This is a genomic window from uncultured Algibacter sp. (genome assembly GCF_947495675.1).
Lineage (GTDB): Bacteria > Bacteroidota > Bacteroidia > Flavobacteriales > Flavobacteriaceae > Algibacter_B.
Window position 1 is genome coordinate 1 of record NZ_CANLZX010000024.1, and the last position, 26,218, is coordinate 26,218.

A 26,218-nucleotide genomic window follows, 5' to 3' on the forward strand; every position below is an offset into this window, starting at 1 on the left:
AGCAGGATTCGAACCTGCGAAGACGTAGTCAGCAGATTTACAGTCTGCCCTCGTTGGCCGCTTGAGTATCTCCCCAAAACTGACCGCAAATATATTATTGTTTATTAATTCTGCAAAGAGAAATTTAAAAATTTAATTAGAATATTTTTTAAATTTCATAACGCACTCTAAATGAAACAAATCGTGGTTGTATAAACGTTTCAGAATTTATTACAGATAAATTATTAGCACTATTGGTTATTCTTGAATCGATATCTAACAAGTTTGTGGCTTTAATTTGATATTCCCACTTTGAGTCTTCTGCCTTTTTATATGATAATGATGCATCCCAGGTTTTAAATGACTGCGACGGGTTAACACCATCATCTTGATTTGTATAAGCAAAATCTGTTTGAAATGTTAGCGACTTCCAGATATAAGCATCAAAATCTATTGATGGCGCATTTGTTATAAATTTTGTTGAGTTAGAGCCTTGATCGCTATTAGAAACTCTATAACGATACCTAAGTCTTACATTGGGTGCTTCTTTAAAATTGGTACGTAATTCTGGTGTATACGTTTGGGTAATTCTTTCATTTAAAGATTGTTGCCCTTGTATAAACTGGTTAATCTTGCTGTAATTAAAACTACTTGTAAGCCCAGCTCTTAATTTACCAAAAGTTCTTTGTATACGCCCGCTTGCAGAAACACTTTCATCGGCAAAATTAGAGTTAAAAAAGGTGCTTGTTCTTATTACATTTTCAAAATCAGTAAGTCCACGAATTTGATCTATATTCTTGTTATAAGAAAGTCTAGCAAAAACGTTAGTATAATTAAATAGGTTAAAACTTCTATAAAACAAACTCACATTATGAGATAAGGCATTTTGTAATTCTGGCTCACCGTATTGAATACTATTATAGTTATTAAAAACTAAACCTTGAGCCAAACGGGTTACATCTGTAAATTGATTTTGCATTTGGTAACGTAGCGTTAAGCTTTCACTCTTTTTAAACTGTATAATGGTTTCAAAATCTGGTAAAAACTTGAAAAAATTATCTTCGTAGGTTTCTCCAAATTGGCTGTTTTTATTACCGTAAGCATGTACAGAAAAGCCTGGTGTAATTGTAAAAATACCCATTTTTAAAGTATAATGCGTCCCTAAATACACATCTGTAAAATTGTATTCGGTATCGTTAGTAGCTAGTCCATCATTAAAAGTTGGTGTAGGCTCAAACTCTAAATCATCATCTAAAAATTGAAAAATATTAGAGTTAAATTTTTGTTGACTATATATGGTTCCTAATGTTAAATTAATATTGCTCTTGGCATTAAGAATATTATAATAATCTAATTTAGCATCAATTTGATTCGATTTTATTGTTTTGTTTTGACCAATATCATAATTATCTAATGTGGTTACAAATCCAATAGCTTCAGCAGTTGTATCAAAAGCATCTCTATCATCTGGGTTCTCTTCATCATTATTATCTGGATTATTAACTAACAATGCGTTATAAAATGGGTCTTCATCTTTTAATAAATGTTGCACTTCAAAAGCAAAAATATTAGAATCGTTTAAAGTGTAGTAATAATTAAAATTTTGATTGATACTAAAGGGTGTTACTTCATCTAATTGATTGGTATTACCAACTACAGACGATAAAAAGTTTTGATCTTGAACATCTTTTGAAAAACGCCCTAAAATATCATAATCTAATTGATTATTAACATTTGGTTTGTAGGATGCACTTAGTTTTAATAAACCTTGATCTGAGCGCTCTAAACTACTTTGGTTTGTGGTTTCATCTGGAATCCCTAAATCTGAGTCGGTATATTGTACAAAACTTGTTTCTTTTGATTCTATTCTGCTACTATTAAATATAGCAAAACCACTAATATCTAACCCTTTACTTGGCGAATAACTAAAGTTAGTAGCTGCTAGTTTATTTTCAATTTCCAACGCGTTATTTTGTGTAGTTAGAAAATTTAATCCGTTATCTCCTAAGCTAATACTGGTACCACTACTCCTACTTGGTGCTCTAAAACCACCACCAAAACCTCTAAGATCTCTTCGTGTTAAAGCTTGTTCTCCTAAATTATTTAAATCGCCAATAAAATTTAAACTAAATTTAGGACTGTAATAAAATAGTTTTGGTTGTACCAAATAAAGTTCCTCGTCTGCAGATGCGCCACCGCCAACAGTAACGTTACCAAACCAAAAGTTTTCCTTTCCTTTTTTAAGCTTGATATTTAAAGCTACGTTATCTTGATTATTGGTAACGCTGCTTAATTGCCCAACTTCAGAATAATTTCGCAGTACTTGTATTTTATCAACAGCATTTGATGGAATATTTTTAATACCTAACTTGGTATCGCCATCAAAAAAATCTTTTCCATTAACCATTAGTTTGTTAACAACCTTGCCTTCTACTTCTACTTGGCCATCGTCATTAATTTCAACACCTGGAAGTTTTTCTAAAACATCTTCAAGTTTTCGTTCTGTGCCGCTTTTAAAAGAATCTGCATTGTAAACTAAAGTATCACCTTTTACGCTTACTGGCATTTCATAAGTTAACTCAACAGCATCTAAAGCATTATCTGCTATTAAAGTTATATCTTTTGTGATATCATCATTTATAGTAGATACGGTTTCGGTATGTGTTTTCATTCCTATATAGCTAACCTGAATGCTATAAGATGTGTTTTTAGATAAACTTAATCTGTAATAGCCTTTATTATCGGTAATACCATAAGATTGTAATGTTTTTGTTTCTTGATTAATGGCTATAACATTGGCTAATTCTAGAGGTTCGCCAATACTATCTTTTACGACACCTTGAAATTTAACCTGTGCCATAGTTATGTTTGCCACACAAAGTAGCATTATAAAAGTTAGATTTTTTATCATTATTGATTGGTATAAATGAATTCGTTTTTTTTAATGTCTTCCGCCACCACCTGGTCTACCGTTTCCTCTTCCGCGGCTTTCTCTAAATTCTTCCATTTTCTTAGTGGTTATTTCTTTATACTCCAACTGGGTTACAACTTCTCCCTTTTTGGGTGCTTTAATTTCTAATGTTTCTTTAGGGTTTAAAATAATTTTAGAACAAAGCATTGTATTATTTCCTGCACTAACTTCTAGTATTAAACCTGGTAATCCCCAATAATCTGCTGGACCTTGACTAACCGGTATTTGTGGGGTGTACCAAGCAACGACTTCAATCATTTCGGGAGCTTTGTTGTTATCTTCTTTAATATCCTTAGCATCTTTATTATTAATTGAATCTGATTCTTTTTTGTTGTTATCTCTTTTAGGTGGGCCAAATTCAATATTTGTAGACACTTTTTTAGCAGTTGCCTTAAAACACATATATTGCCCTATTTGTTTGGTTTCAGTGCCCATTTGCCATTCTAAAGGCTGCATATCTTCTTTAATTAAAAATTGCTTTCCAAAAAATTCTTGGTCTTGTAAAAACAAACGCTCTTTAATGTTTTTGTATTGAGGTCCGGGAGAAAAATTACTACCAAAACTTCCAAACCCTCTTCCTGAAACAGGAGACGATAGTTTTTCATCTTCTTTAAAAATAGATTCTTCTTTATTAAAAGTTAATATGTATGTTTTTTCTAGCATGGATTTTAAACGGGCAGCTATTTCTTTTTTTCTTTGTTCTGTCATTTGTCCGCCTCCTCTATTAAAGCGACTCATATCCATGGTTGTTTTAGAAAAATAATAAGCTTGACCCTGAAATTCTTGTGCCTGAAATGATGCAGAAAATAACAGCATTACAATTAAAATATTGAATTTAATGAAGATGTTTTTCATAATATAAAGAAGTATGATGTGATTATTATTTTGAAATTTAGTGGTATTAAACTATGTTTTTAGACATTAATAATAACCGACCGTTTAATTCAGAAAGGTTAATTAAATGTTAAATAAAAATTTAAAAAAAGGACCAATTGATTTATTCTTAACTACGTTTAAAAGTGGTTTGATTTTTGTATTTTTCAAACTGAAATGAAGTATACCTTATTATTTTATATAATCTTTTCTGTTTCTGGATTCGCACAAGAATCTATCGAGGCTAAGTTTTTAGGTGAAACCGTTTTAAATGCAGATACTTTAATATCTATTGATAATTTTGGTACTTATTATTATTTAAAAGGAAATGTAATTCATAAAAAAACAGATATAAAAAACATTACTTATAGCAACTTACAATTAGGTACAATTCAATCTGCAAATGCTTTTAATCCTTTAAAAATAAATCTTTTTTATAAAGATTTTAATACGGTAATTATACTTGACAATCGTTTAGCCGAAATATTTAAAATAGATTTCAATGCAATTAATGCATACAAAAACGTATCGCATATTTCTACAGGCTACGATAACACTATTTGGATATTTAATCAAGACTTACAAAAACTAGAGTTATTTGATTATAAAAACCAAACAACACGCGCCCAAACGGTACCTGTACAAAGTGAAGTTCTTGATTTAAAGAGTAATTATAATTTTTGTTGGTTGCTTACCAAAAACTATCTATACACCTATAATTATTTTGGTAGTCTGGTTAGTAAAATTAAAAATACAGGTTATACAGCACTCATTGAAAGTAATGGAAACATTATTTTGAAAAAAGAAAACACATTATTTTATTTAGCAAAAAATAGTAACAAAATAACACCTATAAGGTCTACAAATTTGTTAATAAATCAGTTTTTTGTAACCAATGAAACCTTGTATCTTTACACAGATAAAACCTTACAAAAATTTCAACTAAAAACTAATTAACACCATGCACATTGCTATTGCCGGAAATATTGGCGCTGGAAAAACGACTCTCACTAAATTATTAGCAAAACACTATAACTGGGAAGCGCAATTAGAAGACGTGGTAGACAACCCATATTTAGATGATTTTTATACACAAATGGAACGTTGGAGTTTTAATTTACAGGTTTATTTTTTAAACAGTAGATTTCGTCAAGTTTTACAAATTCGTGAAAGTGGTAAAGAAATTATTCAAGATAGAACTATTTACGAAGATGCCCATATTTTCGCACCCAACTTACACGCCATGGGTTTAATGACTAACCGTGATTTTGAAAATTACAAATCACTTTTTGAATTAATGGAATCTTTGGTGCAAGGGCCAGATATTTTAATTTATTTACGAAGCTCGATTCCTAATTTAGTTTCTCAAATTCATAAACGTGGTCGCGATTATGAGAATTCTATAAGTATTGATTATTTAAGCCGATTAAATGAACGTTATGAAGCTTGGATACATGGATATAACAAAGGTAAATTACTTATTATTGATGTAGATAACTTAGACTTTGTAGATAATCCTGAAGATTTAGGTAATGTTATAAATACCATTGATGCTGAAATTAATGGCTTATTCTAAGAAGCTAACTTTTTAATTTATTGCAAAAATTTTTTTAAGCATTTTAAGATATAATAATATAGGTTAGATATTCTAAATTATTGTAACTAAGGTATGGTTACACCAATGAATGCTTTTCTATAAACCCATGAAATTTGGCATGTTGCAAAGCTTGTTCTGGATTTTCAATTAATAGTACTGGAATAGAATTGAAATTTTCATAAAGCTTTTTTACTTTTTCCATTTTACGTTTATGATTTACACTTCTTAAATATATAGCCGAAATTCTATTTTTATATTTTGTAGCTATTTCTAGATAAATTTTAGGATCATGTTCGCCAATATCTCCAATAAGTATAAATTTAAGTTTTGGGTAAGTCTTTAAAATATTAACAATCTCTTTATGTTTTTGAGGTTTTTCTCCCTTACTTTTTTTAGAAAAAGGACTAGGGAAACTTCTAAGTACAATAGGGCCTTTAGGAAAATTATTCTTATTTAAAAAATACTCTAAATAGCGATATAAGTTCCAAGGGCTATGACTAACATAAAAAATAGGATTTACTTCTTGTCCAGTTTTTCCTTGATGTAATAAATGATAAAATTCTGGAGCACCCTCTAGTGGCAAACGCTTTCCCGCAGATGTTAGTAGTGTATTTATTAAAACACGCCACTTTAAAATTGAAGTTAATCCAGTATGTAAAATAGTATCATCAATATCACTAATAACTCCAAAAGAGGCTTTGCTTGATGGAATAAGCATTTCTCCTGGGAATTTATTTTCAGATTGAATGGTTCTTGTTAATTGTTCTTTTTGATAAGAGAATTCTAAATTTATCCAGCCTTCAGAATTGGTATAATTACTTAAATCTTCAACTTTTTCATCTAATAAAAAATAACCATTACTATCTGTTTTGACATAATAATATTTATCGTCCCCTATTTTTATGCGAAGTTTAGCGAATTTAATTTCATCAGTTTCAAAACGTTTCCAGGCATTAAAAAGTAATTTGAAAGCACCGCGCTGTTCCAAATTTATACTTTCATCCTCTATTGCTCTGCCTCTTAAGTATAAATGTTTGGGCGTGCCGTAGGTTTGAAAGGCAATAATTTGAAGTGGATCTTTTTTAAACATAAGCGCTATCAATTCATTTGAAAAATACAAAAAACCACGCGAATGCGTGGTTTTAATTTATATTAAAAATAAAAAATTAATTGTCTATTCTACAACCTCTTTTTTAACATCTTTTACAATTTTTTTAGTCTCAACTAAAATATCTGTACCGTTATCTTTTAAAGCACTAATACTAGCATTAACTTCTGCTTCAGTACCTTCAAAAGTTTCATAATTTGTTGAAGACTCCCCGTTTTTAGTTGTTACAGTAGTAACCACAGCTTTAGTTTTTCCATCATCCATTTTAGTCATTTCTACTTTAACTTCTTTAGAAACTTCAACCTGATTAATAGAATTTGTATTACTTGCGTAAGCAGTTACATTATCTGAAGACATTGCAATACTTGGAGCAATTACTAGCGCTACAACCGACATTAATTTTAATAATATATTTAAAGAAGGACCTGAAGTATCTTTAAAAGGATCTCCAACTGTATCTCCTACAACAGCCGCTTTATGAGCATCTGTTCCTTTTCTACCTTGTTCTTCAATAGTTTTCTTAGCATTATCCCAAGCACCACCTGCGTTAGATTGAAAAATTGCCATTAAAACACCACAAGTTGTAACACCTGCTAACAGACCTCCTAACATTTCAGCACCACCTAAAAATCCAACAGCAACAGGAACTACTATAGCTAATAATCCTGGTAAAACCATTTCTTTAATAGATGCTTTAGTAGAAATATCAATACATTTCCCATAATCAGCAACACCATCAGCATCATCAAAAATGGCTCTTTGTGCTGGAGTAGCTTTAGACATATCAGAATCAACTGCTCTCATAACTTCTAAAGCCGCTTTTAATTTTGGTATATCTCTAAACTGGCGTCTAACTTCTTCAATCATTGCCATAGCAGCTCTACCTACAGCATTCATAGATAATGCAGAAAATACAAATGGTAACATACCACCTATTAATAATCCTGCCATAATTTTAGGTTGAGAAACATCAATTGCAGTTACACCAGCAGTTTTCATAAAGGCTGCAAATAATGCTAAAGCTGTTAGTGCAGCAGAAGCAATAGCAAAACCTTTTCCAACGGCTGCAGTTGTATTACCAACAGCATCTAATTTATCTGTACGCTCTCTAACTTCACTTGGTAATTCAGCCATTTCAGCAATACCACCAGCATTATCACAAATAGGCCCGTAAGCATCTACTGCTAATTGAATACCCGTATTAGCTAACATACCAACTGCGGCAATAGCAATACCATATAAACCTGCATAATGATGCGAAATCATAATAGCTGCAGCAATTAAAAGAATAGGAATTGCTGTAGACATCATACCAACACCTAAACCAGCAATAATATTTGTAGCAGAACCTGTTTCAGATTGCTTTACAATTGATAATACGGGTTTTTTACCTGTAGCAGTATAATATTCTGTTATTTTACCAACACCTAAACCTGCAACTAAACCAGCAATAGTAGCCCAAAACACTCCCATAGCTCCAAAAGGCAAACCTTCAACAGATTCAGGAATTAAGGCATTGATAATAAAATAAGAAGCAACAACCATTAAACCTGCAGAACCAAACTCTCCAATATTTAAGGCAGTTTGTGGATTTCCACCATCTTTAACTTTTACAAAAAAGGATCCTAATATAGACATTAAAATACCTACAGCACCTAGTACTAAAGGTAAATAAACAGCCCCTAAACCATCAAGATTTGGAGTTAAAATAAATGCTCCCAAAACCATAGTACCAATAATAGAACCTACATAAGATTCAAACAAATCGGCTCCCATACCAGCAACATCTCCAACATTATCACCTACATTATCTGCAATAGTAGCAGGGTTTAAAGGGTGATCTTCTGGAATTCCAGCTTCAACTTTACCTACTAAATCGGCTCCAACATCTGCTGCTTTTGTATAAATACCTCCACCAACACGAGCAAATAAGGCTATAGATGATGCTCCTAATGAAAATCCTGAAAGCACATTTAATACCATAGCTAAATTTTCAGCTCCAGGCCACATGCCTTGGTATATCATAAACAAACCACTTAATCCTAAAATTCCTAGACCTACAACACCTAATCCCATAACAGCACCACCTGCAAACGCAACTTCTAGTGCGCGTCCTAATGATGTTCTTGCAGCTTGTGTCGTTCTTACATTTGCTTTGGTTGCTACTTTCATCCCGATGAATCCAGCTAAAGCCGAACAAATGGCTCCTACAATAAATGATATAGCTACCATACCACTAGACCCTACTTCTGAAACACCTTTAAAATATAATAAAACGGCTACTGCAGCTACAAAAATTGCTAGTACCTTATATTCAGCTTTTAAAAAGGCCATGGCACCATCTGCAATATTCTTAGCGATACGAGCCATTTTTTCATCTCCTACATCTTGTTTAGAAACCCATCCACTTTTAAGAAAAACAAATATTAAAGCGACAACGCCAAAAAGAGGTAAAAATTTTACTATTAATTCCATATTAAATTAGTTAGTTAGTTATTAAATCAATTACTTTTTTTCAAATTCAAAAGTATGGAAATTAATGTGATAAAAAAAGCAGCTATTAATTAAAGATATAGTATTTAAAAGCCTGTTAAAATATAATATTTTCAATACTATGACATTTGTTAGTTTATAGTTGTTATTTTAATAGAAATTACGTATTAACACCCCGTTATTGTATAACTTATATCAATACTAGGCAAAAAACTTAAGCTATATAAACAAAAAAAACCACCTTAATTATTAAGGTGGTTTTTTGTTTATATTAAATTAACAACTAAATTGTAAAAGTTCGCTTTTTCTTGTGTTCGCTATTATCATAACGTTCTACACATTCATGATAAATTTTAACAGCAGCATCAGCATTTCCCCAACCTCCTGTATCTACTTTTTTCTTTTCTAAATCTTTATAAACTTGAAAGAAATGTTCTATTTCTTTTAACCTGTGTGGATTCAAATCTGCAATATCCATCTTATTACTCCAAATAGGATCTGATACTGGTACACATATTACTTTTTCATCTGGTCCTTTTTCATCAGTCATATAAAAAACACCTATTGGTCTTACTTCCATTACAACCATTGGATATGTTGGTTGATGACCTAAAACTAATACATCTAAAGGATCTTGATCGAGCGCTAAAGTTTCAGGAATAAAACCATAATCACCTGGATACATCATTGAAGAAAATAACATACGATCAAACCTAATTTTGTGTAAAGCAAAATCATACTCGTATTTATTTCTACTTCCTTTAGGAATTTCTATTAACACATCAAAAGTTACAGCTTTCTTTTTTTTATCAGTCATATAAATATATTTTAATCACCTTTAATTGGCAAAATGATTTTCAAAATTAAGATTACAAATGTACTGAACACTTTTTCTTTAAACAACTTTAAAACCTTACACTCATACATTTTTACTAAAGTTTCATATTATGATAACGTTAATGTGAAATTGTAAAAAACTCATTACATAATTTGTTATATTGTGCTTCAATAACTCATACAACTTTCTGAATATGCGAATATTAATATGTATACTTTTATTTTTTGTGTTTAATACTCAAGCACAAAATCAACCTTGGCAAGGAAAATTCGAACCAATTGACAACATGATTGCTCCTCCTAATATATATAGAACTGCAAGTGGTGCACCTGGAAATGCCTATTGGCAACAACGAGCAAATTATAAAATTAAAGCTGTTATTAACGAAAAAAACAACACGCTTTCTGGTGAAGAAACTATTACCTATTTTAATAATTCGCCAGATAATTTAAGCTATTTATGGATTCAGCTAGAACAAAATGTAAATAAAAAAGAAAATGAAGATTTTGGTGCAATTAAAAATAGAATGAGAGATTCTATAACCACTAGGCAATTGCAATTTCTTACTAGAGCTATTGATTTTCCTGCAGGCTATACTATAAAATCTGTAAAAGATAATAGCGGAAATAATATTAAAACTATGGTAAATAATACCATGATGAAAGTAAAATTAAATTCCGTTTTAAAATCTGGTGAATCTACTACTATTTCTATTGATTGGTCGTACCCTATTACAGACAGAAGTATGTATTTACTATCTAGAGAAGGTTATGAATATTTTCCTGAAGATGATAATACAGTTTACCTTATTGCACATTGGTTTCCTAGAATGGCAGTATATAATGACACAGAAGGTTGGCAAAACCAGCAATTTCAAAAATTAGGAGAATTTGCTCTAGAGTTTGGTGATTATGATGTTGAAATTACTGTACCAGAAGACCATATTATTGCTGCTACAGGTGAGCTTCAAAATAGTGAATCTGTATTAACTAAAACACAGCGTAAAAGATTAGGTAAAGCTAGAAAATCATTTGACAAACCTGTTATGGTTATTACAAAAGAAGAAGCTGAAGCTAATGAAAAACAGAAATCTACAAAACAAAAAACATGGAAGTTTCAAGCTAAAAATGTTAGAGATTTTGCGTTTGCTTCTTCTAGAAAATTTATGTGGGATGCCCAAGCAGTAAAACTTCCAACTAATACGGTTATGGCCATGTCTTTATATCCTAAAGAGGGTTTGCCAGTTTGGCAAGAAACTTCTACTGATGCTATTGTTAATGCTTTAGAAGTGTACTCTGAAGCTACTTTTGATTATCCGTACCCTGTTTGCATATCTGTTAATACTTCAAATATAGGCATGGAATTTCCAATGATTAGTTTTAACGGAGGAAGACCAATTGATGGAAAAATTAGCGATAGAGCCAAACAAGGAATGATTGGGACTATAATACATGAAGTTGGACATAACTGGTTTCCAATGATTGTAAGCTCTGATGAGCGTAAATGGATGTGGATGGACGAAGGTTTAAACACCTTTTTACACCAAAGAACTGTTGCAGAGCGTTATCCTGATTTTAATAGTGTTACTCCAAAAAGTATCGTTCCATTTATGAGTGGTGATAAAAATATTTTACGACCAATAATGACAAATTCAGATAACGAACTTATGTCGCAATTTGGAGCTAATTTTTATCTAAAACCTACAGTAGGTTTACAAATGCTTAGAAACTCTATAATTGGAAAAGAATTATTTGACGAAGCTTTTAAAGAATATGCTAACCGTTGGAAATACAAACACCCTAACCCAGGTGATTTATTTAGAACCTTAGAAGATGCAACAGCAACAGATTTAGATTGGTTTTACAGAGGTTGGTTTTTTACTACTGATTATGTAGACATGGAATTGAGTAACGTAAAATGGTTTAAGGTTTATGAAGAAGACGCTAATATTGAAGATAAAACAAGTAATTTAAAAGTTAAAATTGCTTCTCAAAACAAATCCACAAAAGAAACGGAACAAAAAGATTTTTCAAACGGTCCTGAAGTTGTTACTATGACTACTACTCCAGATAAAGCGTATGGTCAATTTTTATCTCGAATTGACGAACCACAAATAAGAAAACAATTATCTGGTAAAAATATATATGAAGTAACAATTAAAAATAAGGGCGGTTTAGTTATGCCTGTTACTATTGAATGGATATTTGCAGATGGCACTACAGAAATTGATAGGCTGCCTTCAGACATATGGAGAAGAAATGAATATGAAATTCAAGAAACATTTATTAAAGAAAAAGAAGTTACTCATGTAAATTTAGATCCTAATTTTGAATTTGCAGATACAAATTTGGATAATAATAGTTTTCCTAAAACAGCAGTTACATCAGAATTTGAAAAATTCAAAAAAAATTAAATAGATATGTTTATACGTTATTAAATATCAATCTATTTATTCATTTTCCCTAAACAAATAAGGCACAAAGCATTAAAGAACTACTGTGCTAACACATGTAATTAAGTATTTGTATTTCACAAATATTTATAAATATATTAGGCTATATGATTTTTAAATTATCCAAATACCTGCTTTCACTCATATTTATTTTAACGCTTGTATATACTACTCAAGGACAAGTTAGTAAAGAGTCGCATAGTATCTTATTTATAGGTAATAGCTTAACTTATACAAACGATTTACCATTATTAGTTAAAACAAAAGCTAAATATTCAGGCTATAATCTAGAAACTGAAATGCTTACAGAAGCTAATTATTCAATTTCTGATCATTGGAAAAAAGGAGACGTACAAAAACTTATTAGAAGTAAAAAGTATGATATTGTAATTATACAACAAGGTCCTTCTTCACAAACCAATGGAAAAAAAATGCTTGTAGAATATGGTAAACGATATACCCAAATTTGTAAAGAAAATAACGTGTTATTAGCCTTTTTTATGGTGTGGCCATCTCTTGATAATTACGATACTTTTAATGATGTAATTAAAAATTACGAATTAGCAGCAAAAGAAAATAATGCCATAATTTTACCTGTAGGAAAAGCTTGGAAAACGTATTTTGATAAAACCAAAAAATTCGATTATTACGCACCTGATAATTTTCATCCTTCATTAAAAGGCAGTAAAGAAGCCGCAAAAGTTATTTATAAAATAATAATCTCACATATATAGTAAAAAAATCACACTTTTTTTTACAGAATTAACATATGTATATTATTATTTGTAAATAAATACATATATTTACTCAACCAATCAACCTACTGAAATGAAAAATATATTTATCACCGCTTTACTTTTTGCCACGATATCAATTTTTAGTCAAAACAATACTTGTTCTAACTTCAAAACAGGTGAATTTAAATTTGCAAACCCAAAATATTCTGAATGGATTGTTATAAGAAATGATTCTGTTCAAGTAGAAATAAGTAACAAATCGGGAATGGAAATTTTTAGTTCAATTGAATGGACAAATGATTGTAACTTTATATTAACTTGTTATAAAGTTTTAAATGCCGATAAAAAAAATATTATTGGAAAAGTTTTTAATGTGACAATTAATGAAACTTATATTGATAGTTACAAATGTGTAACCAATAGTACTAATTATCAAATGAAAGAATTAGAACTTGAAATGATAAAATTAAAATAAACTACGAATTCTACTCAATACATTAAAGTATATTAAACTATTAAAAATACGTAGTAATGCGTATTTCACAGTAATAAATTAAAGGTTAACTTTACATAACACCCTTTAAAACCAAATAGTTATGATACGTCTTTACCTAAAACCTTCAATTATTAAAAGTCTTAGTTTTAATAAACGCCTTAAAACTTTAGATGTGCAGTTTAAAAAACATATTAAAACTACAGATTGCTTAAATATTCCTTTATCTGTTTTACAGGAATATGTTGAGACAATAAGAAGTGAAGAAGGTATAGAAAATGATGATTCTTTACAATCAAATTTAAAAGTAGTTTATTCTAATTTTAAAGCTTCTTAAAAAATTATAAACGTTCTATTTTTGCTCCAATTGCACGTAAGCGTTCGTCTATGTTTTCGTAGCCACGGTCAATTTGTTCTATATTCTGTATTGTAGAGGTTCCTTTAGCAGAAAGTGCTGCAATTAATAATGAAACACCGGCACGAATATCAGGAGAAGTCATTGTGGTAGCTTTAAGCGTAGATTTATAATCATGACCTATAACTGTAGCACGATGCGGATCGCAAAGTATAATTTTTGCTCCCATATCAATTAATTTATCAACAAAGAACAAACGGCTTTCAAACATTTTTTGGTGTATTAACACACTACCTCTAGCTTGTGTAGCAACAACCAAAATAATACTCAATAAATCTGGCGTAAATCCAGGCCAAGGAGCATCAGAAATTGTTAATATAGAACCATCAATAAAATTTTGTATTTCGTAACCATCAGTATGTGCAGGTATATGTATATCATCTCCCTGTCTTTCAACAGTAATACCAAGTTTTCTAAACGTTTCAGGAATCAACCCTAAATCATTCCAAGACACATTAGTAATTGTTAATTCACTCTTAGTCATAGCGGCAAGACCAATCCAACTTCCTATTTCAATCATATCAGGAAGCATTCTATGCTCGGTTCCACCTAAACTATCAACACCATCAATAATTAGCATATTAGAACCAACACCACTAATTTTGGCGCCCATTCTATTAAGCATTTTACATAGTTGTTGCAAATAAGGTTCGCAAGCAGCATTATAAATAGTGGTTTGTCCTTCGGCTAAAACGGCAGCCATTACAATATTTGCAGTACCAGTTACAGAAGCTTCTTCAAGCAACATATAAGTTCCTTTTAGCTTATCAGCTTCAACACCATAAAACTGGTCTTCTTTACTGTATCTAAATTTTGCACCTAATTTAATAAGCCCTTCAAAATGGGTATCTAAACGTCTTCGTCCAATTTTATCGCCACCAGGTTTAGGTATATAACCTTTACCAAAACGTGCTAATAAAGGACCTACAATCATTATTGACCCACGTAAACCACGTCCATCAATCTTAAATTGGTCAGACTCTAAATATTTTAAGTTAACATCATCAGCTTGAAAAGTATAACTGCCTTTAGACAGTTTTTCTACTTTAACACCTAACTTTTTTAATAAATTTATAAGTTTATTTACATCAACAATATCTGGTATATTGTTAATGGTTACCAGTTCTGGAGTTAGTAAAACAGCACATAAAATTTGTAATGCTTCGTTTTTGGCACCTTGAGGTTGTATTTTACCTTTTAATTGGTGACCACCTTCAATTTTAAATGTTCCCATGCTTTGATTAGTAGCGTTTTCTTTGGCGATTACTAGAATTCTTTTTGTGATGCTTTTTGTTAGAGCTAGAGTATTTCCCTTTAGTGCGTAATAAACTTGTAGAATCTGATAAATCTTCATCAGAATCTTTTAAATTTATTTTACCATTAGATAGCTCAAATAAATGATCATAAATAACAGCATCTTCAACTGTATCTTTATTCCAATTTAAAAAACACTTTTTCATGTGGTTTGCTATGGTATAGGTTAAAGCCTCTTTAAGCTCTCCTTCTTCCCATGTGTTAGCAACATCAATCATCGTTTTAATATTGTTTCCGTAAAAACGATATTTCGGGAAATTTTGTGGGTATTCTAATGGTTCTGGGCGCTCTTCGTATATTTCTTTAGTAGGAATTTCATAAGGCGAGTCTACATCTAATTCAAAATTAGACATAATAAATAATTGATCCCAAAGCTTATGCTGAAAATCTGGCACGTCTCTTAAGTGCGGTTGCATATTACCCATTACGGCAATAATAGCTTTAGCTACCTTATTACGTTCTTCTTTTGTTTCAAGTGTTTTAGCATGATTAATCATTTTTTGCATATGGCGACCATATTCAGGAATGATAAGATGTTCACGCTCAGTATTGTATTCTAAATTATCTATCAAAATAAATGTGTGTAGAGATTAAGGTTTTTGCAAGTAGTTTTCTATGCATGCGCAAAATACGAAAAAAAACTAAAGACTAATCACACCCTCAATCTTTTCTGCAACTTCTTTGTATTTATTAATCACAGCATCAGGGTTTTTCATTCTAACATTAATAGAAACACTAGTGTATTTACCATTTTTAGATTCCTTAGTTTCTATAACAGCCCCTAAATGATTAAAAATAGATTCTATATTTAAAATCTTTTCTTTATCAGTTAAAACAATAAATTTATATAGATATTCTGTAGGCCAAAGCGCCGTATCTTGTAACTGCCCTTTTAGTTTTTTATAAAATTCTTCTGAATTTGGAGGTGTGCTCATAAATAAAATATTGAGTACAAATATACGGCACCAAAACACATTTTAAAATTTAAATTAATTATTATTTGGGCGCTACCCAAAAAAGGGTCGGGCTTTACGCTACAAGTCCTCGCTCCCAAAAAAGGTCGCTGTGGGCTATCCGCTGCAATCCCTAGCGCAACCATCAACCATTAAAAACTTAACCAAAAAATACTTCCTATTTGCAATAGTTACGCTTCTGTTTTTTTTTCATCATTAAAATTCCGATTTTTACAGCAAATAAAACAGCATTGATCACAAAAAAAATAGTAATAACAGGAGGTCCAGGAACAGGAAAATCTACTTTAGTAAATGAACTAATAAAAAGAGGACAAGTATGCCTTGAAGAAATTTCTCGTCAAGTTACCTTAGATGCAAAAAAAAATGGTATCGATCAACTATTTTTAACCAATCCCCTATTATTTAGCGAATTGCTTTTAAAAGGAAGGCAGCAACAATTTATTGAAGCAGATAAATTACAAAAAGAAACCGTTTTTTTTGACAGAGGTGTTCATGATGTTTTAGCTTACATGGATTTTATTGGCGATACTTACCCAGATAATTTTATTGAAACCTGTAAAAACGCAACTTACAATTATGTATTTATTTTAAAACCTTGGGAAGCCATATATACTAGTGATAACGAGCGATACGAAACTTTCGATCAAGCAAAAAAAATACATCTCCACCTAGTCGAAACCTACAAATCATATAATTATAAATTAATAGATGTGCCTTTTGGTACTGTTAAAGAACGTACAGATTTCATATTAAAAAGCATTGATATGTAATCATGGAACATCCCATTAACATATTAGAACGCTATTGGAAATATACAAGCTTTAGGCCCCAACAAGAAGCAATAATCAATTCGGTAATAAATGGTGAGGACACTTTTGTATTGCTCCCTACAGGTGGTGGCAAATCTTTATGCTTCCAAATACCAGCATTAGCTAAAAAAGGCATTTGTATTGTTGTGTCGCCTTTAATAGCACTTATGAAAGATCAAGTGCTTGCTTTAAACAATAAAGGCATAAAAGCCATGGCCATTACAAGTGGCATTAGCTATAGTCAATTAGACACCCTACTTGACAATTGTATATACGGCAATTATAAATTTTTATATCTCTCGCCAGAACGTTTACAGCAAGAGTTAGTACAAGACCGCATAAGGCAAATGCATGTCAATTTAATAGCTGTAGATGAGGCCCATTGTATATCGCAATGGGGAAGCGATTTTAGGCCCGCTTACAAAAACATAACCCTATTACGCCAATTGCAGCCAAGTGTAAACGTGGTAGCATTAACAGCTTCTGCAAAACCAGAAGTGGTTAAAGATATTGTGGCCGAATTAGATTTTATAGACCCTAAAATATTTAAACAATCATTTTACAGACCTAATTTAGCATATATGGTTTTTCATGAAAATGATAAATATTATAGGCTAGAAACCATATTAAAAAAACATCCAGCGTCTTCAATAATCTATGTGCGAAACAGAAAACTAACACTTGAAATAAGTGGATTTTTAAACTCAAAAAAAATTACTGCGACGCATTATCATGGCGGACTTTCAAATATTGATAAAGATGCAAACATGACAGCTTGGTTAAACAACCAAAAACAAGTTATGGTAGCAACCAATGCCTTTGGGATGGGTATTGATAAGCCAGATGTAAAAACCGTTATTCACTTAAACTTACCAGAAAGTATAGAAAGTTACTTTCAAGAAGCTGGTCGTGTAGGTAGAAATGGCGAAAAAGCGTTTGCTGTTATTCTTAAAAACGATAGTGATATAACATTGGTTAAAAACCAATTTTTAAGCGTTTTACCCACAGTAAGTTTAGTTAAGCAAGTATATAGAAAGCTTTGCAATTATTTTCAAATATCATATGGAGAAGGTGCCTACCTAACTTTCGATTTTGATTTTAATACCTTTTGTAAAACTTATAAATTTAGTTCTATTACATGTTACAATGCCCTTTTAATATTAGACAGAAATAGCATAATAACGCTATCTAAACAGTTTAAAAACAAAGTATCTGTACAATTTATAATTTCAAATAAATCATTATTTAATTATTTAAACACACACCAAGACATTGCCATTATTGTTAAATCCATTTTACGATTATATGGCGGGGTTTTTGATCATGTTACAAAAATAGATTTATCTAAAATTGCTGAAAAAGCTTCGGTATCAGAAGGCAGATTAACACATATACTAAAAGGCTTAGAACAAGATGAAATTATATCATTAAATCTTGCAAAAACAGATGCGCAAGTAACATTTATTGAGCCTAGAGAAGACGATAAAACCATAAACAGAATTGCAAGAACCATAGAGCAGCAAAACAAATTAAAACAACAACAAGTAAAATCTATACTGGATTATATAGAGAATGATACTGTTTGTAAAAGCATACAACTCCTATCCTATTTTGGAGAAAAAGATTCGGAAAAATGTGGCATTTGTTCGGTTTGTATTCGATCAAAAAAAGGAAATAAACCAGAAGATATAAATACATTAAAAAAACGTATTATTGAGTTATTAGAAAATGGAGAACAATCATCGAGAGTTATGCTCGAAAAATTAAATTGTGAGCCTGAAGTATTTAAAAAGGTTTTAAAATTATTATTAGAACATCAAATTATTGGCATTACGCCAACAAACACATATAAATTAAGTCATTTATAGTTAGAAATATAATTAAGTTAGCCTGTTATTTAGAATTAGGCACGAAGAGGAATTTATTTATTACAAGATTTCTCGTTGCTCGTTCCGTGTTTAGTCGAAATGACAACAGACACTTAAAAAAATATTGAACTAAAACTGGCCATAGTAAACAGATGCGTTAGGGATAGTAGTGAATAGCCCACAGCCCGACTTTGGAGGTGCGAGGACTTGTAACGAATAGCCCGACCCTTTATGGGTAACGCCAAAATATAAAAGAAAAAAAGAGATGAAAGATTTAAGAATTGTTTTTATGGGTACGCCAGATTTTGCTGTTGCCACATTAAAAACATTAGTAGAACATAATTATAATATAGTTGGTGTTATTACTGCACCAGATAAACCCGCAGGACGCGGCAGAAAACTTAATGAGAGCGCTGTTAAGCAATATGCCAAATCGCAAGATTTAACAATTTTACAGCCAACTAATTTAAAAAACGAAGCTTTTCTTGCAGAATTAAAAGCCCTTAATGCTAACTTACAAATAGTTGTAGCGTTTAGAATGTTACCAAAACAGGTTTGGCAAATGCCGGAATATGGAACCTTTAACTTACACGCATCACTACTTCCTAATTACCGAGGTGCAGCTCCAATAAATTGGGCTATTATAAATGGTGAAACTAAAACAGGTGTTTCTACATTTTTTATTGATGAAAAAATAGATACTGGAGATATGATTCTTCAAGAAGAAGTTGAAATTACGCCCAATGAAAATGCAGGTGTGCTACATGATAAATTAATGGCCCTTGGTAGCCAATTAGTTTTAAAGACCGTAGATGCCATTAAAAACGATACTGTTACCACTATAAAGCAACAAGAAACTAAAGAAATTAAAACAGCTTACAAGCTTAATAAGGACAACTGTAAAATTGATTGGACAAACTCTATAGATAACATTTACAACCATATTCGTGGTTTATCACCTTATCCAGCTGCTTGGTGTACGTTAATTAATAATGAAGACACTTTAGATGTTAAATTATATAAGGTAGAAAAAGAAGTTTTAGAGCATGATTTAGAAATTGGCACCATACTTTCAACCAAAAAGGAATTAAAGGTAGCAGTAACAAATGGTTACATAATAATTAAAGAAATTAAACTACCAGGAAAGCGAACCATGGAAATAAAATCGCTTTTAAATGGATATACATTTCATGAAAATGCTAAAATGCTCTAAACCCTTATCCTCACTCATTTTCTAAAAAAATCGATAAAAGGAGTCTCCTTTATTAACAAATGGTATAAGTTATCAACAAATAAGCGTTTTTCCCTTGCTGTTACTTGTGTGGTTACATAATCCGTATAAATTTGTAAAGGTTATTACAAAAATGTTTAACCGATTTATTAATAATTAAATTTTATATTATGAACAAAACAGATTTAATCGATGCAATGGCAGAACACGCTGGAATTACTAAAGCAGCTGCTAAAAAAGCTTTAGAGTGTGCCATTATAGAAATTGAAGGTGCTTTACAAAAAGGTAACAGAGTTTCTTTAGTTGGTTTCGGATCTTGGTCAGTTTCTAAAAGAGCTGCAAGAGAAGGAAGAAACCCTCAAACTGGTGCAACAATCAAAATCAAAGCAAAAAACGTAGTAAAGTTTAAAGCTGGATCTGATTTATCAAGTGCAGTAAACTAATTATTTACTCCTTTTTAATATTAAAAAGCTTCCATATTTATGGAAGCTTTTTTTATATATACACTAAAGAGTTGTTTTTTTAATAAATTAATCTTAGATTTATTTATTAAATGCCAAAAATATGGTTACAACAAAACCCAAAAAAGGAGATTTATTGATTGCTGAACCAGCAATAATTGGCGATGTTTCTTTTAATCGCTCTATAGTTTTACTTGCAGATCATTCAAAAGAAGGTTCTATAGGTTTTATTCTTAATAAACCTCTTGAGTATAATATTAATGATTTAATACCTGAAGTTGAAGCTACTTTTAAAGTTTATAATGGCGGTCCTGTAGAACAAGATAACTTATACTTTATTCATAAAATACCAACCTTAATTCCTAACAGTATTGAAATTTCTTTAGGTATTTATTGGGGTGGCGATTTTACTAAAGTAGCAGAACTTATTAAAAATAATATTATTCAAGAAAATGATATTAAGTTTTTCTTAGGCTATTCTGGTTGGGAAACTAGCCAATTAGAAGATGAGTTAAAAGCCAATTCGTGGGTGGTATCAAAAAACACCTATGAAAAAAACATCATAGAAAAAGATTATGAAACATTTTGGAAAGAAAAAATGTTAGAGTTTGGTGGCGAATATAGTATTTGGTCTAATGCACCAGAAAACCCTAGTTATAATTAAGCCAATCTTATTTTTACGTTTAATTTTTGCAGTAACAAGCTCGCTATGTCATTTTTAAATAGCTTTTTTCTGTATTTGCTTACTGGTTGTATTCCTGTTATAACATTTGTAATAAACATTTCGTCTGCTTTTTGAATTTCAAAAGGCGAAATCGATTCTTCTACCAATTGGTATTCTGGTAATAATTTAACAATGTTAAGGAGTTGTGTACGCATAACCCCTTTTAAACACCCATCTGTTAATGGTGGTGTTTTAATTACTGTGCCTTTTACTAAAAACACATTACCATTTAGGGCCTCAACAACATGCTTATTGGTATTTAGTAATAAACAATTATTTAAAGCATTCTCTTTAGCATAAATACTACCAACCACGTTTATGGCTTTATTGTTTGTTTTTAAAGTAGATAACAAACTAGGAGACACATAAAAATCTTTAAATAAATCTACCTCGTAAAAAGCATCGTTTATTAAATAAAAATCGTCTGAAATTGCTTTTACAGAGATTACATAACTAATATCGTTTGTTGTTGGTGCATATAAGCCACCATCATTTCTATGTATTTGTATTTTAACTCGCGAAGATTTTTTTGAAAGCTCATTAGTAGCTATGGTTTTATGAATTTCATCTTCCAAAAACTCCATAGTAAAATTCATGGGTATTTCCATACGCATAATACGCATAGAGGCCATTAATCGAAAATAATGATCTTCCCAAAATAAAATTTTACCATTTATAACTTTTATAGTTTCAAAAAGGGCATCACCATAAGCATAACCTCTGTTTTGAGTTGATAAAATAGTATGTTCTTCTAAAAGTGATCCGTTAAAATTTATCATAAAAAATCCCGCTTTCGTTAATTTGAAAAGCGGGACAAATATAATTTAAAATATACTATTTTAAGTTAGGCAGAACCTAATACTTGCTTTAAACTAGATATTTGATTAGTCCATAACATTTTAGCTTCATCCACCTCATCATCTTCAGCAAAATCTGTAATCATTAATGACACATCTTTAGTTATCTCGTCCACTTGAATTCTAATTTCAAAAAAACAAGATAAACCATCTTCTTCATCTTCTATCCATCTAAATTTAACGCGTTCGCCGGTTTTTTTATTTAATAATTTTGCTTTTTCTTCACTATCATCCCATATAAATGTAAATAGCTCTCCACGAGAGTTTACATTATCAGAAAACCATTCAGACAAACCCGATGGTGTCGATATATATTGATATAATAATTGTGGCGAAGCATGAATAGGAAATTCAATTTCAAATTTAACTTTATCGTCCATAAGTGTGTTTAAATATTATGATGCTCAATATATACATAAATTGATAAGTTTAGCAAGAAAAATTAATAATATTTTCCTTAAGTTCTGTTTGCTTACATGAATAATGTTTTTATATTTGCAGCCTTAAATTATGGCGAGGTAGCTCAGCTGGTTAGAGCGTCGGATTCATAACCCGGAGGTCGCGGGATCGTGCCCCGCTCTCGCTACAAGATTTAAATTCTTAATTTAAAACGGTTTAGTTTATTCTAAACCGTTTTTTTTTGTTTTTTAAACATCTCTTCATTCTTATGGTTAATCTTTAACAAAACAAAAAACGCCAAACAAAATATGTTGGCGTCTTAATCACTTAATAATACAATTACTTAGTCTTCCCTAGAATGATGGTATTCATCATTGTTGGGATTTAATTGATTTGAATGATTGTCATTGTCTGCTTGAATTTGATCTTCGTCTCTGTCGTCTTTCATAATATATTTGGGTTTAAAGTTTAAAATAATATTAATTTTTATACTTTTTAAAATTCTCAGCTTGTTCAAAGATTTCTTTAAAGACCTCATCTTTTGTTATTGGCGGATAATCGTTTTCTGCTAATAGAATTATCAAATCGACTTTCAACTCTGCTTTTATATCATCTCTTTGATTCCAATCTGTATATTTAGCTTTATCATCCACTACCTTTTTCACTTCTTTAGCTAGGTGTATTAATTTATCTTCTGGATAATTAAAATCGTATTTATGTGCAATTGTTTTTAATATATCATAAAATGCTTTTTCTTCGAAGTCTATACCTAAATCAGAAAACGAATCTTTTTCTTTTCTAAGCTCATGATACAAATCTATAATTTCATCTGTAAAATCCTCAAGAACATTACTTTGCAAAATATCTTGCTCACTACGCTCGTTGTATTTATCAACTATACTTTTAAACTTTTTTGAGAAATCAATCCCTTGCATTTTATTTGTTTTCTTAAGCTCGTCTATTGCTTTTAACAATAGCTGTTGCAATAGTTTAATCTTAGTATTTGGCAATTTTATTTTTTCAATTTTTGCTAAATATGCATCATCAAAAATATCAATTTCATTTTGTCGATCTTCACCTAATTTAAAAATCTCTTCTACACCATCACTTAACAAGGCTTCTTTTATCATTTCACGAACCCTTGCATTCATTTGAGCAGTATCGGGCGCGTTACCTTTGGTAAGTTTAAAAACTATGGAACGAATGGCTAAATAAAAGTGAATATGGTCCTTTTGTAGCTCCGTAAATGCATCAGCACCACAACAAATATCGTAAGCAGCTTTTAAGCGCTTTACAATATTCATAAAACGTGTTTCTATGTTTTTGGTTAGTTGTATAAATTCAGCTCCATTATTTAAACATTCTAATTGTTTAATACCAATTCCAGAAAAATACTCAGAAGCATCAAACTTATGAAACAATTTGGCTAACAGATCTAATTGGTCTTTAACCACGACTATAGAGGTTTGTATGTCTTCAAAATTTTGACCATCAACCGCAGAATATTGCTTTAATGCTAAATTCATTTGTTTTTTAAAGCCAATATAATCAACCACCAAACCTTTTTCTTTAGACTTGTATTTTCTATTAACTCTAGAAATGGTTTGTATTAAATTGTGTTGCTGAATGGGTTTATCTATATACATGGTGTCTAAAAAAGGTACATCAAATCCTGTTAACCACATATCGACCACAATAGCAATTTTAAAGTTCGATTTTTCGTTTTTAAATTGCCTATCTAACTCTTTTCTATCCTCTTTTGTACCTAACAAATCGTACATTTCTTTAGGGTCATCTTTACCACGTGTCATTATCATTTTAATGCGCTCCATTGGCTTAATTTCCTTTTTCTCTTTTTCTGTAAGTGTAGACCCTTCTTCAAATGCTTTAACCTCCGCCCATTTTGGTCTTAAAGCAATAATTTCTAGGTACAAATTATAGGCTATAGGCCTAGAACTGCATACAAATAATGCTTTCCCTTTTATAGTTGCCCCTTCCTCTATTCTAGTTTCGTAATGTTTTACAAAATCTTCGGCAACCGCTTTTAGTCTATCGGGATCGCCAATTATGGCATTCATATTGGCAGAAGCCTTTTTGCTTTCTTCTATTTGATAATCGTTAGTACCTTCTTCTGCACATTGATTATAATAGGCTTCAATTTCTTCTAATTTGGAGTTCTCTAAGACTACTTTAGCTGCACGACCTTCATAGACTATACGTACCGTAATTTCATCTTTTTCGGACTCCGTCATGGTGTACGAATCTATAATATCTCCAAACACATTTAAAGTGGCATCAATAGGTGTGCCTGTAAAGCCAACATAGGTGGCATTTGGTAGAGAATCGTGTAAGTATTTAGCAAAACCATAGGTCTTTTTTACGCCATTCTCGGTTACTGTTACTTTTTGGTCTAAGTTAATTTGACTACGATGTGCTTCGTCTGAAATACAAATGACATTCGTTCTATCGGTTAACACATCTAAGTCTTCAGTAAATTTATGTATCGTGGTTAAAAACACCCCACCACTTTTACGGTTTTGAAGTAATTCTTTTAATTCATTTCTACTTTGAACTCTAATTATATTATTATCACCAACATATTCTTTAGCATTGGTATATTGACCAGACAATTGGTCGTCTAAATCTGTTCTATCTGTAATGATTATTAATGTAGGACTTTTAAAATACGCACTACGCATTAACAATCTAGACAAAAACAACATGGTGTAACTTTTACCACAACCTGTTGCTCCAAAGTAAGTTCCTCCTTTTCCGTCTCCTTCTGGCTTTTGGTGTTGTTTTATATTTTCAAGTAGCTTGGTTGCAGCATAGTACTGCGGATAACGACATACTATTTTTAACTCGTGTTTGTTGCTATCTGGAAAGTATATAAAATTATGAATTACCTCACGCAGTCTGTTTTTGTTAAACAAACCTTGTATCATGGTATACATGCTATTAATACCATCTACCTCTTTATCTAAGCCTAATACTTTTCGCCATGCGTAGTAAAACTCATAGTTAGAAAAGAATGATCCCATTTTACTATTTACACCATCACTAATAATACAAAATGCATTGTACTTAAATAGTTCTGGAATATCGCGTCTATAACGTGTAGTTAATTGTACATAAGCATCGTGTATAGTTGTGTTTTCTCTAATAGCTGTTTTAAACTCAAAAACTACTAAGGGCAACCCATTGATATATAAAATACCATCTGGAATACGTTTTTCATACCCATATATTTCTAACTGGTTTACAATTTTATAAGTGTTGTTATCTAGATTTGAATAATCTATAAGATGAATGTATAAGTCTTTTTTAGAGCGGTCTTCGCGCTCTAACTGAAAGCCATTAGAAACCAATTTCATTATTTGCTTGTTAGACTCGTACAAATCTGAAGCACTAAAAACTTCTAACTTTCTAATAATGCTATTAACTTCATTATCTGTTAGGTTTTCATTTTTATATTGGTTTTGCAAATAGCTTTTAATATCTGCTTTTATTAATACTTCGTTTTGGTTTCGCTCAATGGTATTACCTAAAACATGAGGTATACCTTCGTTACCCAATAACTCAATAAAAACGTTTTCTAATTGTGCTTCTGTAAATTTACCCATCT

At 31.0% G+C, this 26,218-nt stretch carries 22 protein-coding genes and 1 tRNA gene; 12 read left to right on the top strand and 11 right to left on the bottom strand.

The features are described from left to right. Positions 1-148: 148 nt before the first annotated feature. Together Q0842_RS14575 and Q0842_RS14580 are read right to left on the bottom strand one after the other, a co-directional pair. A complete protein-coding gene (locus tag Q0842_RS14575) occupies positions 149-2,839 on the bottom strand; it encodes a TonB-dependent receptor (protein WP_298499728.1) in 2,691 nt (896 codons plus the stop codon). A gap of 81 nt (positions 2,840-2,920) precedes the next feature. Beyond that, on the bottom strand, positions 2,921-3,805 hold the full coding sequence (locus Q0842_RS14580; RefSeq protein ID WP_298499731.1) for a GLPGLI family protein: 885 nt from the start codon (positions 3,803-3,805) through the stop codon (positions 2,921-2,923). Between the two features lie 195 nt (positions 3,806-4,000). Here Q0842_RS14580 and Q0842_RS14585 point away from each other — a divergent pair, with 195 nt between their 5' ends. After that, entirely contained in the window at positions 4,001-4,780 is a 780-nt protein-coding gene (locus tag Q0842_RS14585) for a hypothetical protein (protein ID WP_298499733.1), read from the top strand. A 4-nt stretch (positions 4,781-4,784) separates the two neighbouring features. Continuing rightward, the gene (locus Q0842_RS14590; RefSeq protein ID WP_298499736.1) at positions 4,785-5,399 is read left to right on the top strand and encodes a deoxynucleoside kinase; all 615 of its coding nucleotides are present in this window, start codon (positions 4,785-4,787) and stop codon (positions 5,397-5,399) included. Positions 5,400-5,496: 97 nt separating this feature from the next. Here the strand turns inward: Q0842_RS14590 and Q0842_RS14595 are convergent, their stop codons facing one another. From Q0842_RS14595 to Q0842_RS14605, 3 genes are all read right to left on the bottom strand, one after another. Further along, the gene (locus Q0842_RS14595) at positions 5,497-6,510 is read right to left on the bottom strand and encodes an App1 family protein (RefSeq protein WP_298499739.1); all 1,014 of its coding nucleotides are present in this window, start codon (positions 6,508-6,510) and stop codon (positions 5,497-5,499) included. Positions 6,511-6,594: 84 nt separating this feature from the next. Beyond that, positions 6,595-9,003, bottom strand: coding sequence for a sodium-translocating pyrophosphatase (locus Q0842_RS14600; protein WP_298499743.1), 2,409 nt, complete (start codon positions 9,001-9,003; stop codon positions 6,595-6,597). 301 nt (positions 9,004-9,304) lie between these two features. Continuing rightward, positions 9,305-9,838 carry an inorganic diphosphatase gene (locus Q0842_RS14605; protein WP_298499746.1) on the bottom strand — a complete coding sequence of 178 codons (534 nt, stop codon included), beginning with the start codon at positions 9,836-9,838 and terminating at the stop codon, positions 9,305-9,307. A gap of 214 nt (positions 9,839-10,052) precedes the next feature. Here Q0842_RS14605 and Q0842_RS14610 point away from each other — a divergent pair, with 214 nt between their 5' ends. The 4 genes from Q0842_RS14610 to Q0842_RS14625 all read left to right on the top strand — a co-directional run bounded on the left by Q0842_RS14610 (position 10,053) and on the right by Q0842_RS14625 (position 13,878). Beyond that, positions 10,053-12,272 carry a M1 family metallopeptidase gene (locus tag Q0842_RS14610; RefSeq protein WP_298499749.1) on the top strand — a complete coding sequence of 740 codons (2,220 nt, stop codon included), beginning with the start codon at positions 10,053-10,055 and terminating at the stop codon, positions 12,270-12,272. Positions 12,273-12,418: 146 nt separating this feature from the next. After that, positions 12,419-13,045: an SGNH/GDSL hydrolase family protein gene (locus Q0842_RS14615; RefSeq protein ID WP_298499752.1), complete on the top strand. Its 627-nt coding sequence runs from the start codon at positions 12,419-12,421 to the stop codon at positions 13,043-13,045. Between the two features lie 94 nt (positions 13,046-13,139). After that, the gene (locus Q0842_RS14620) at positions 13,140-13,523 is read left to right on the top strand and encodes a hypothetical protein (RefSeq protein WP_298499755.1); all 384 of its coding nucleotides are present in this window, start codon (positions 13,140-13,142) and stop codon (positions 13,521-13,523) included. A gap of 121 nt (positions 13,524-13,644) precedes the next feature. Next, entirely contained in the window at positions 13,645-13,878 is a 234-nt protein-coding gene (locus tag Q0842_RS14625; protein WP_298499758.1) for a hypothetical protein, read from the top strand. Positions 13,879-13,882: 4 nt separating this feature from the next. On the opposite strand, the gene murA is transcribed toward Q0842_RS14625, so the two are convergent. From murA to Q0842_RS14640, 3 genes are all read right to left on the bottom strand, one after another. Further along, the gene (gene murA / locus Q0842_RS14630; RefSeq protein WP_298499760.1) at positions 13,883-15,190 is read right to left on the bottom strand and encodes a UDP-N-acetylglucosamine 1-carboxyvinyltransferase; all 1,308 of its coding nucleotides are present in this window, start codon (positions 15,188-15,190) and stop codon (positions 13,883-13,885) included. 7 nt (positions 15,191-15,197) lie between these two features. Continuing rightward, a complete protein-coding gene (locus Q0842_RS14635) occupies positions 15,198-15,842 on the bottom strand; it encodes a DUF4290 domain-containing protein (RefSeq protein ID WP_298499763.1) in 645 nt (214 codons plus the stop codon). A 69-nt stretch (positions 15,843-15,911) separates the two neighbouring features. After that, the gene (locus tag Q0842_RS14640) at positions 15,912-16,205 is read right to left on the bottom strand and encodes a DUF493 family protein (RefSeq protein ID WP_298499766.1); all 294 of its coding nucleotides are present in this window, start codon (positions 16,203-16,205) and stop codon (positions 15,912-15,914) included. A 269-nt stretch (positions 16,206-16,474) separates the two neighbouring features. On the opposite strand from Q0842_RS14640, the gene Q0842_RS14645 reads away from it, so the two are divergent. The 5 genes from Q0842_RS14645 to Q0842_RS14665 all read left to right on the top strand — a co-directional run bounded on the left by Q0842_RS14645 (position 16,475) and on the right by Q0842_RS14665 (position 21,277). Further along, complete coding sequence (locus tag Q0842_RS14645) at positions 16,475-17,014, top strand: ATP-binding protein (RefSeq protein ID WP_298499769.1); 540 nt, start codon at positions 16,475-16,477, stop codon at positions 17,012-17,014. A gap of 2 nt (positions 17,015-17,016) precedes the next feature. Beyond that, positions 17,017-18,921, top strand: coding sequence for an ATP-dependent DNA helicase RecQ (locus tag Q0842_RS14650; protein WP_298499771.1), 1,905 nt, complete (start codon positions 17,017-17,019; stop codon positions 18,919-18,921). Between the two features lie 265 nt (positions 18,922-19,186). Further along, positions 19,187-20,134, top strand: a complete 948-nt coding sequence (gene fmt / locus Q0842_RS14655) for a methionyl-tRNA formyltransferase (RefSeq protein ID WP_298499774.1) — start codon at positions 19,187-19,189, stop codon at positions 20,132-20,134. Positions 20,135-20,322: 188 nt separating this feature from the next. After that, entirely contained in the window at positions 20,323-20,595 is a 273-nt protein-coding gene (locus Q0842_RS14660) for an HU family DNA-binding protein (RefSeq protein WP_034040429.1), read from the top strand. Positions 20,596-20,716: 121 nt separating this feature from the next. Continuing rightward, entirely contained in the window at positions 20,717-21,277 is a 561-nt protein-coding gene (locus tag Q0842_RS14665; RefSeq protein WP_298499783.1) for a YqgE/AlgH family protein, read from the top strand. On the opposite strand, the gene Q0842_RS14670 is transcribed toward Q0842_RS14665, so the two are convergent. Next, entirely contained in the window at positions 21,274-22,116 is an 843-nt protein-coding gene (locus tag Q0842_RS14670) for an aminotransferase class IV (RefSeq protein WP_298499786.1), read from the bottom strand. The genes Q0842_RS14665 and Q0842_RS14670 overlap by 4 nt on opposite strands. Before the next feature lie 65 nt (positions 22,117-22,181). Then, positions 22,182-22,574 carry an START-like domain-containing protein gene (locus tag Q0842_RS14675; RefSeq protein WP_298499789.1) on the bottom strand — a complete coding sequence of 131 codons (393 nt, stop codon included), beginning with the start codon at positions 22,572-22,574 and terminating at the stop codon, positions 22,182-22,184. A gap of 132 nt (positions 22,575-22,706) precedes the next feature. On the opposite strand from Q0842_RS14675, the gene Q0842_RS14680 reads away from it, so the two are divergent. Continuing rightward, positions 22,707-22,780 (top strand) — tRNA-Met (locus tag Q0842_RS14680). Positions 22,781-23,072: 292 nt separating this feature from the next. Here the strand turns inward: Q0842_RS14680 and Q0842_RS14685 are convergent. After that, positions 23,073-26,216, bottom strand: a complete 3,144-nt coding sequence (locus Q0842_RS14685; RefSeq protein WP_298499792.1) for an HsdR family type I site-specific deoxyribonuclease — start codon at positions 26,214-26,216, stop codon at positions 23,073-23,075. Positions 26,217-26,218: the final 2 nt, after the last annotated feature.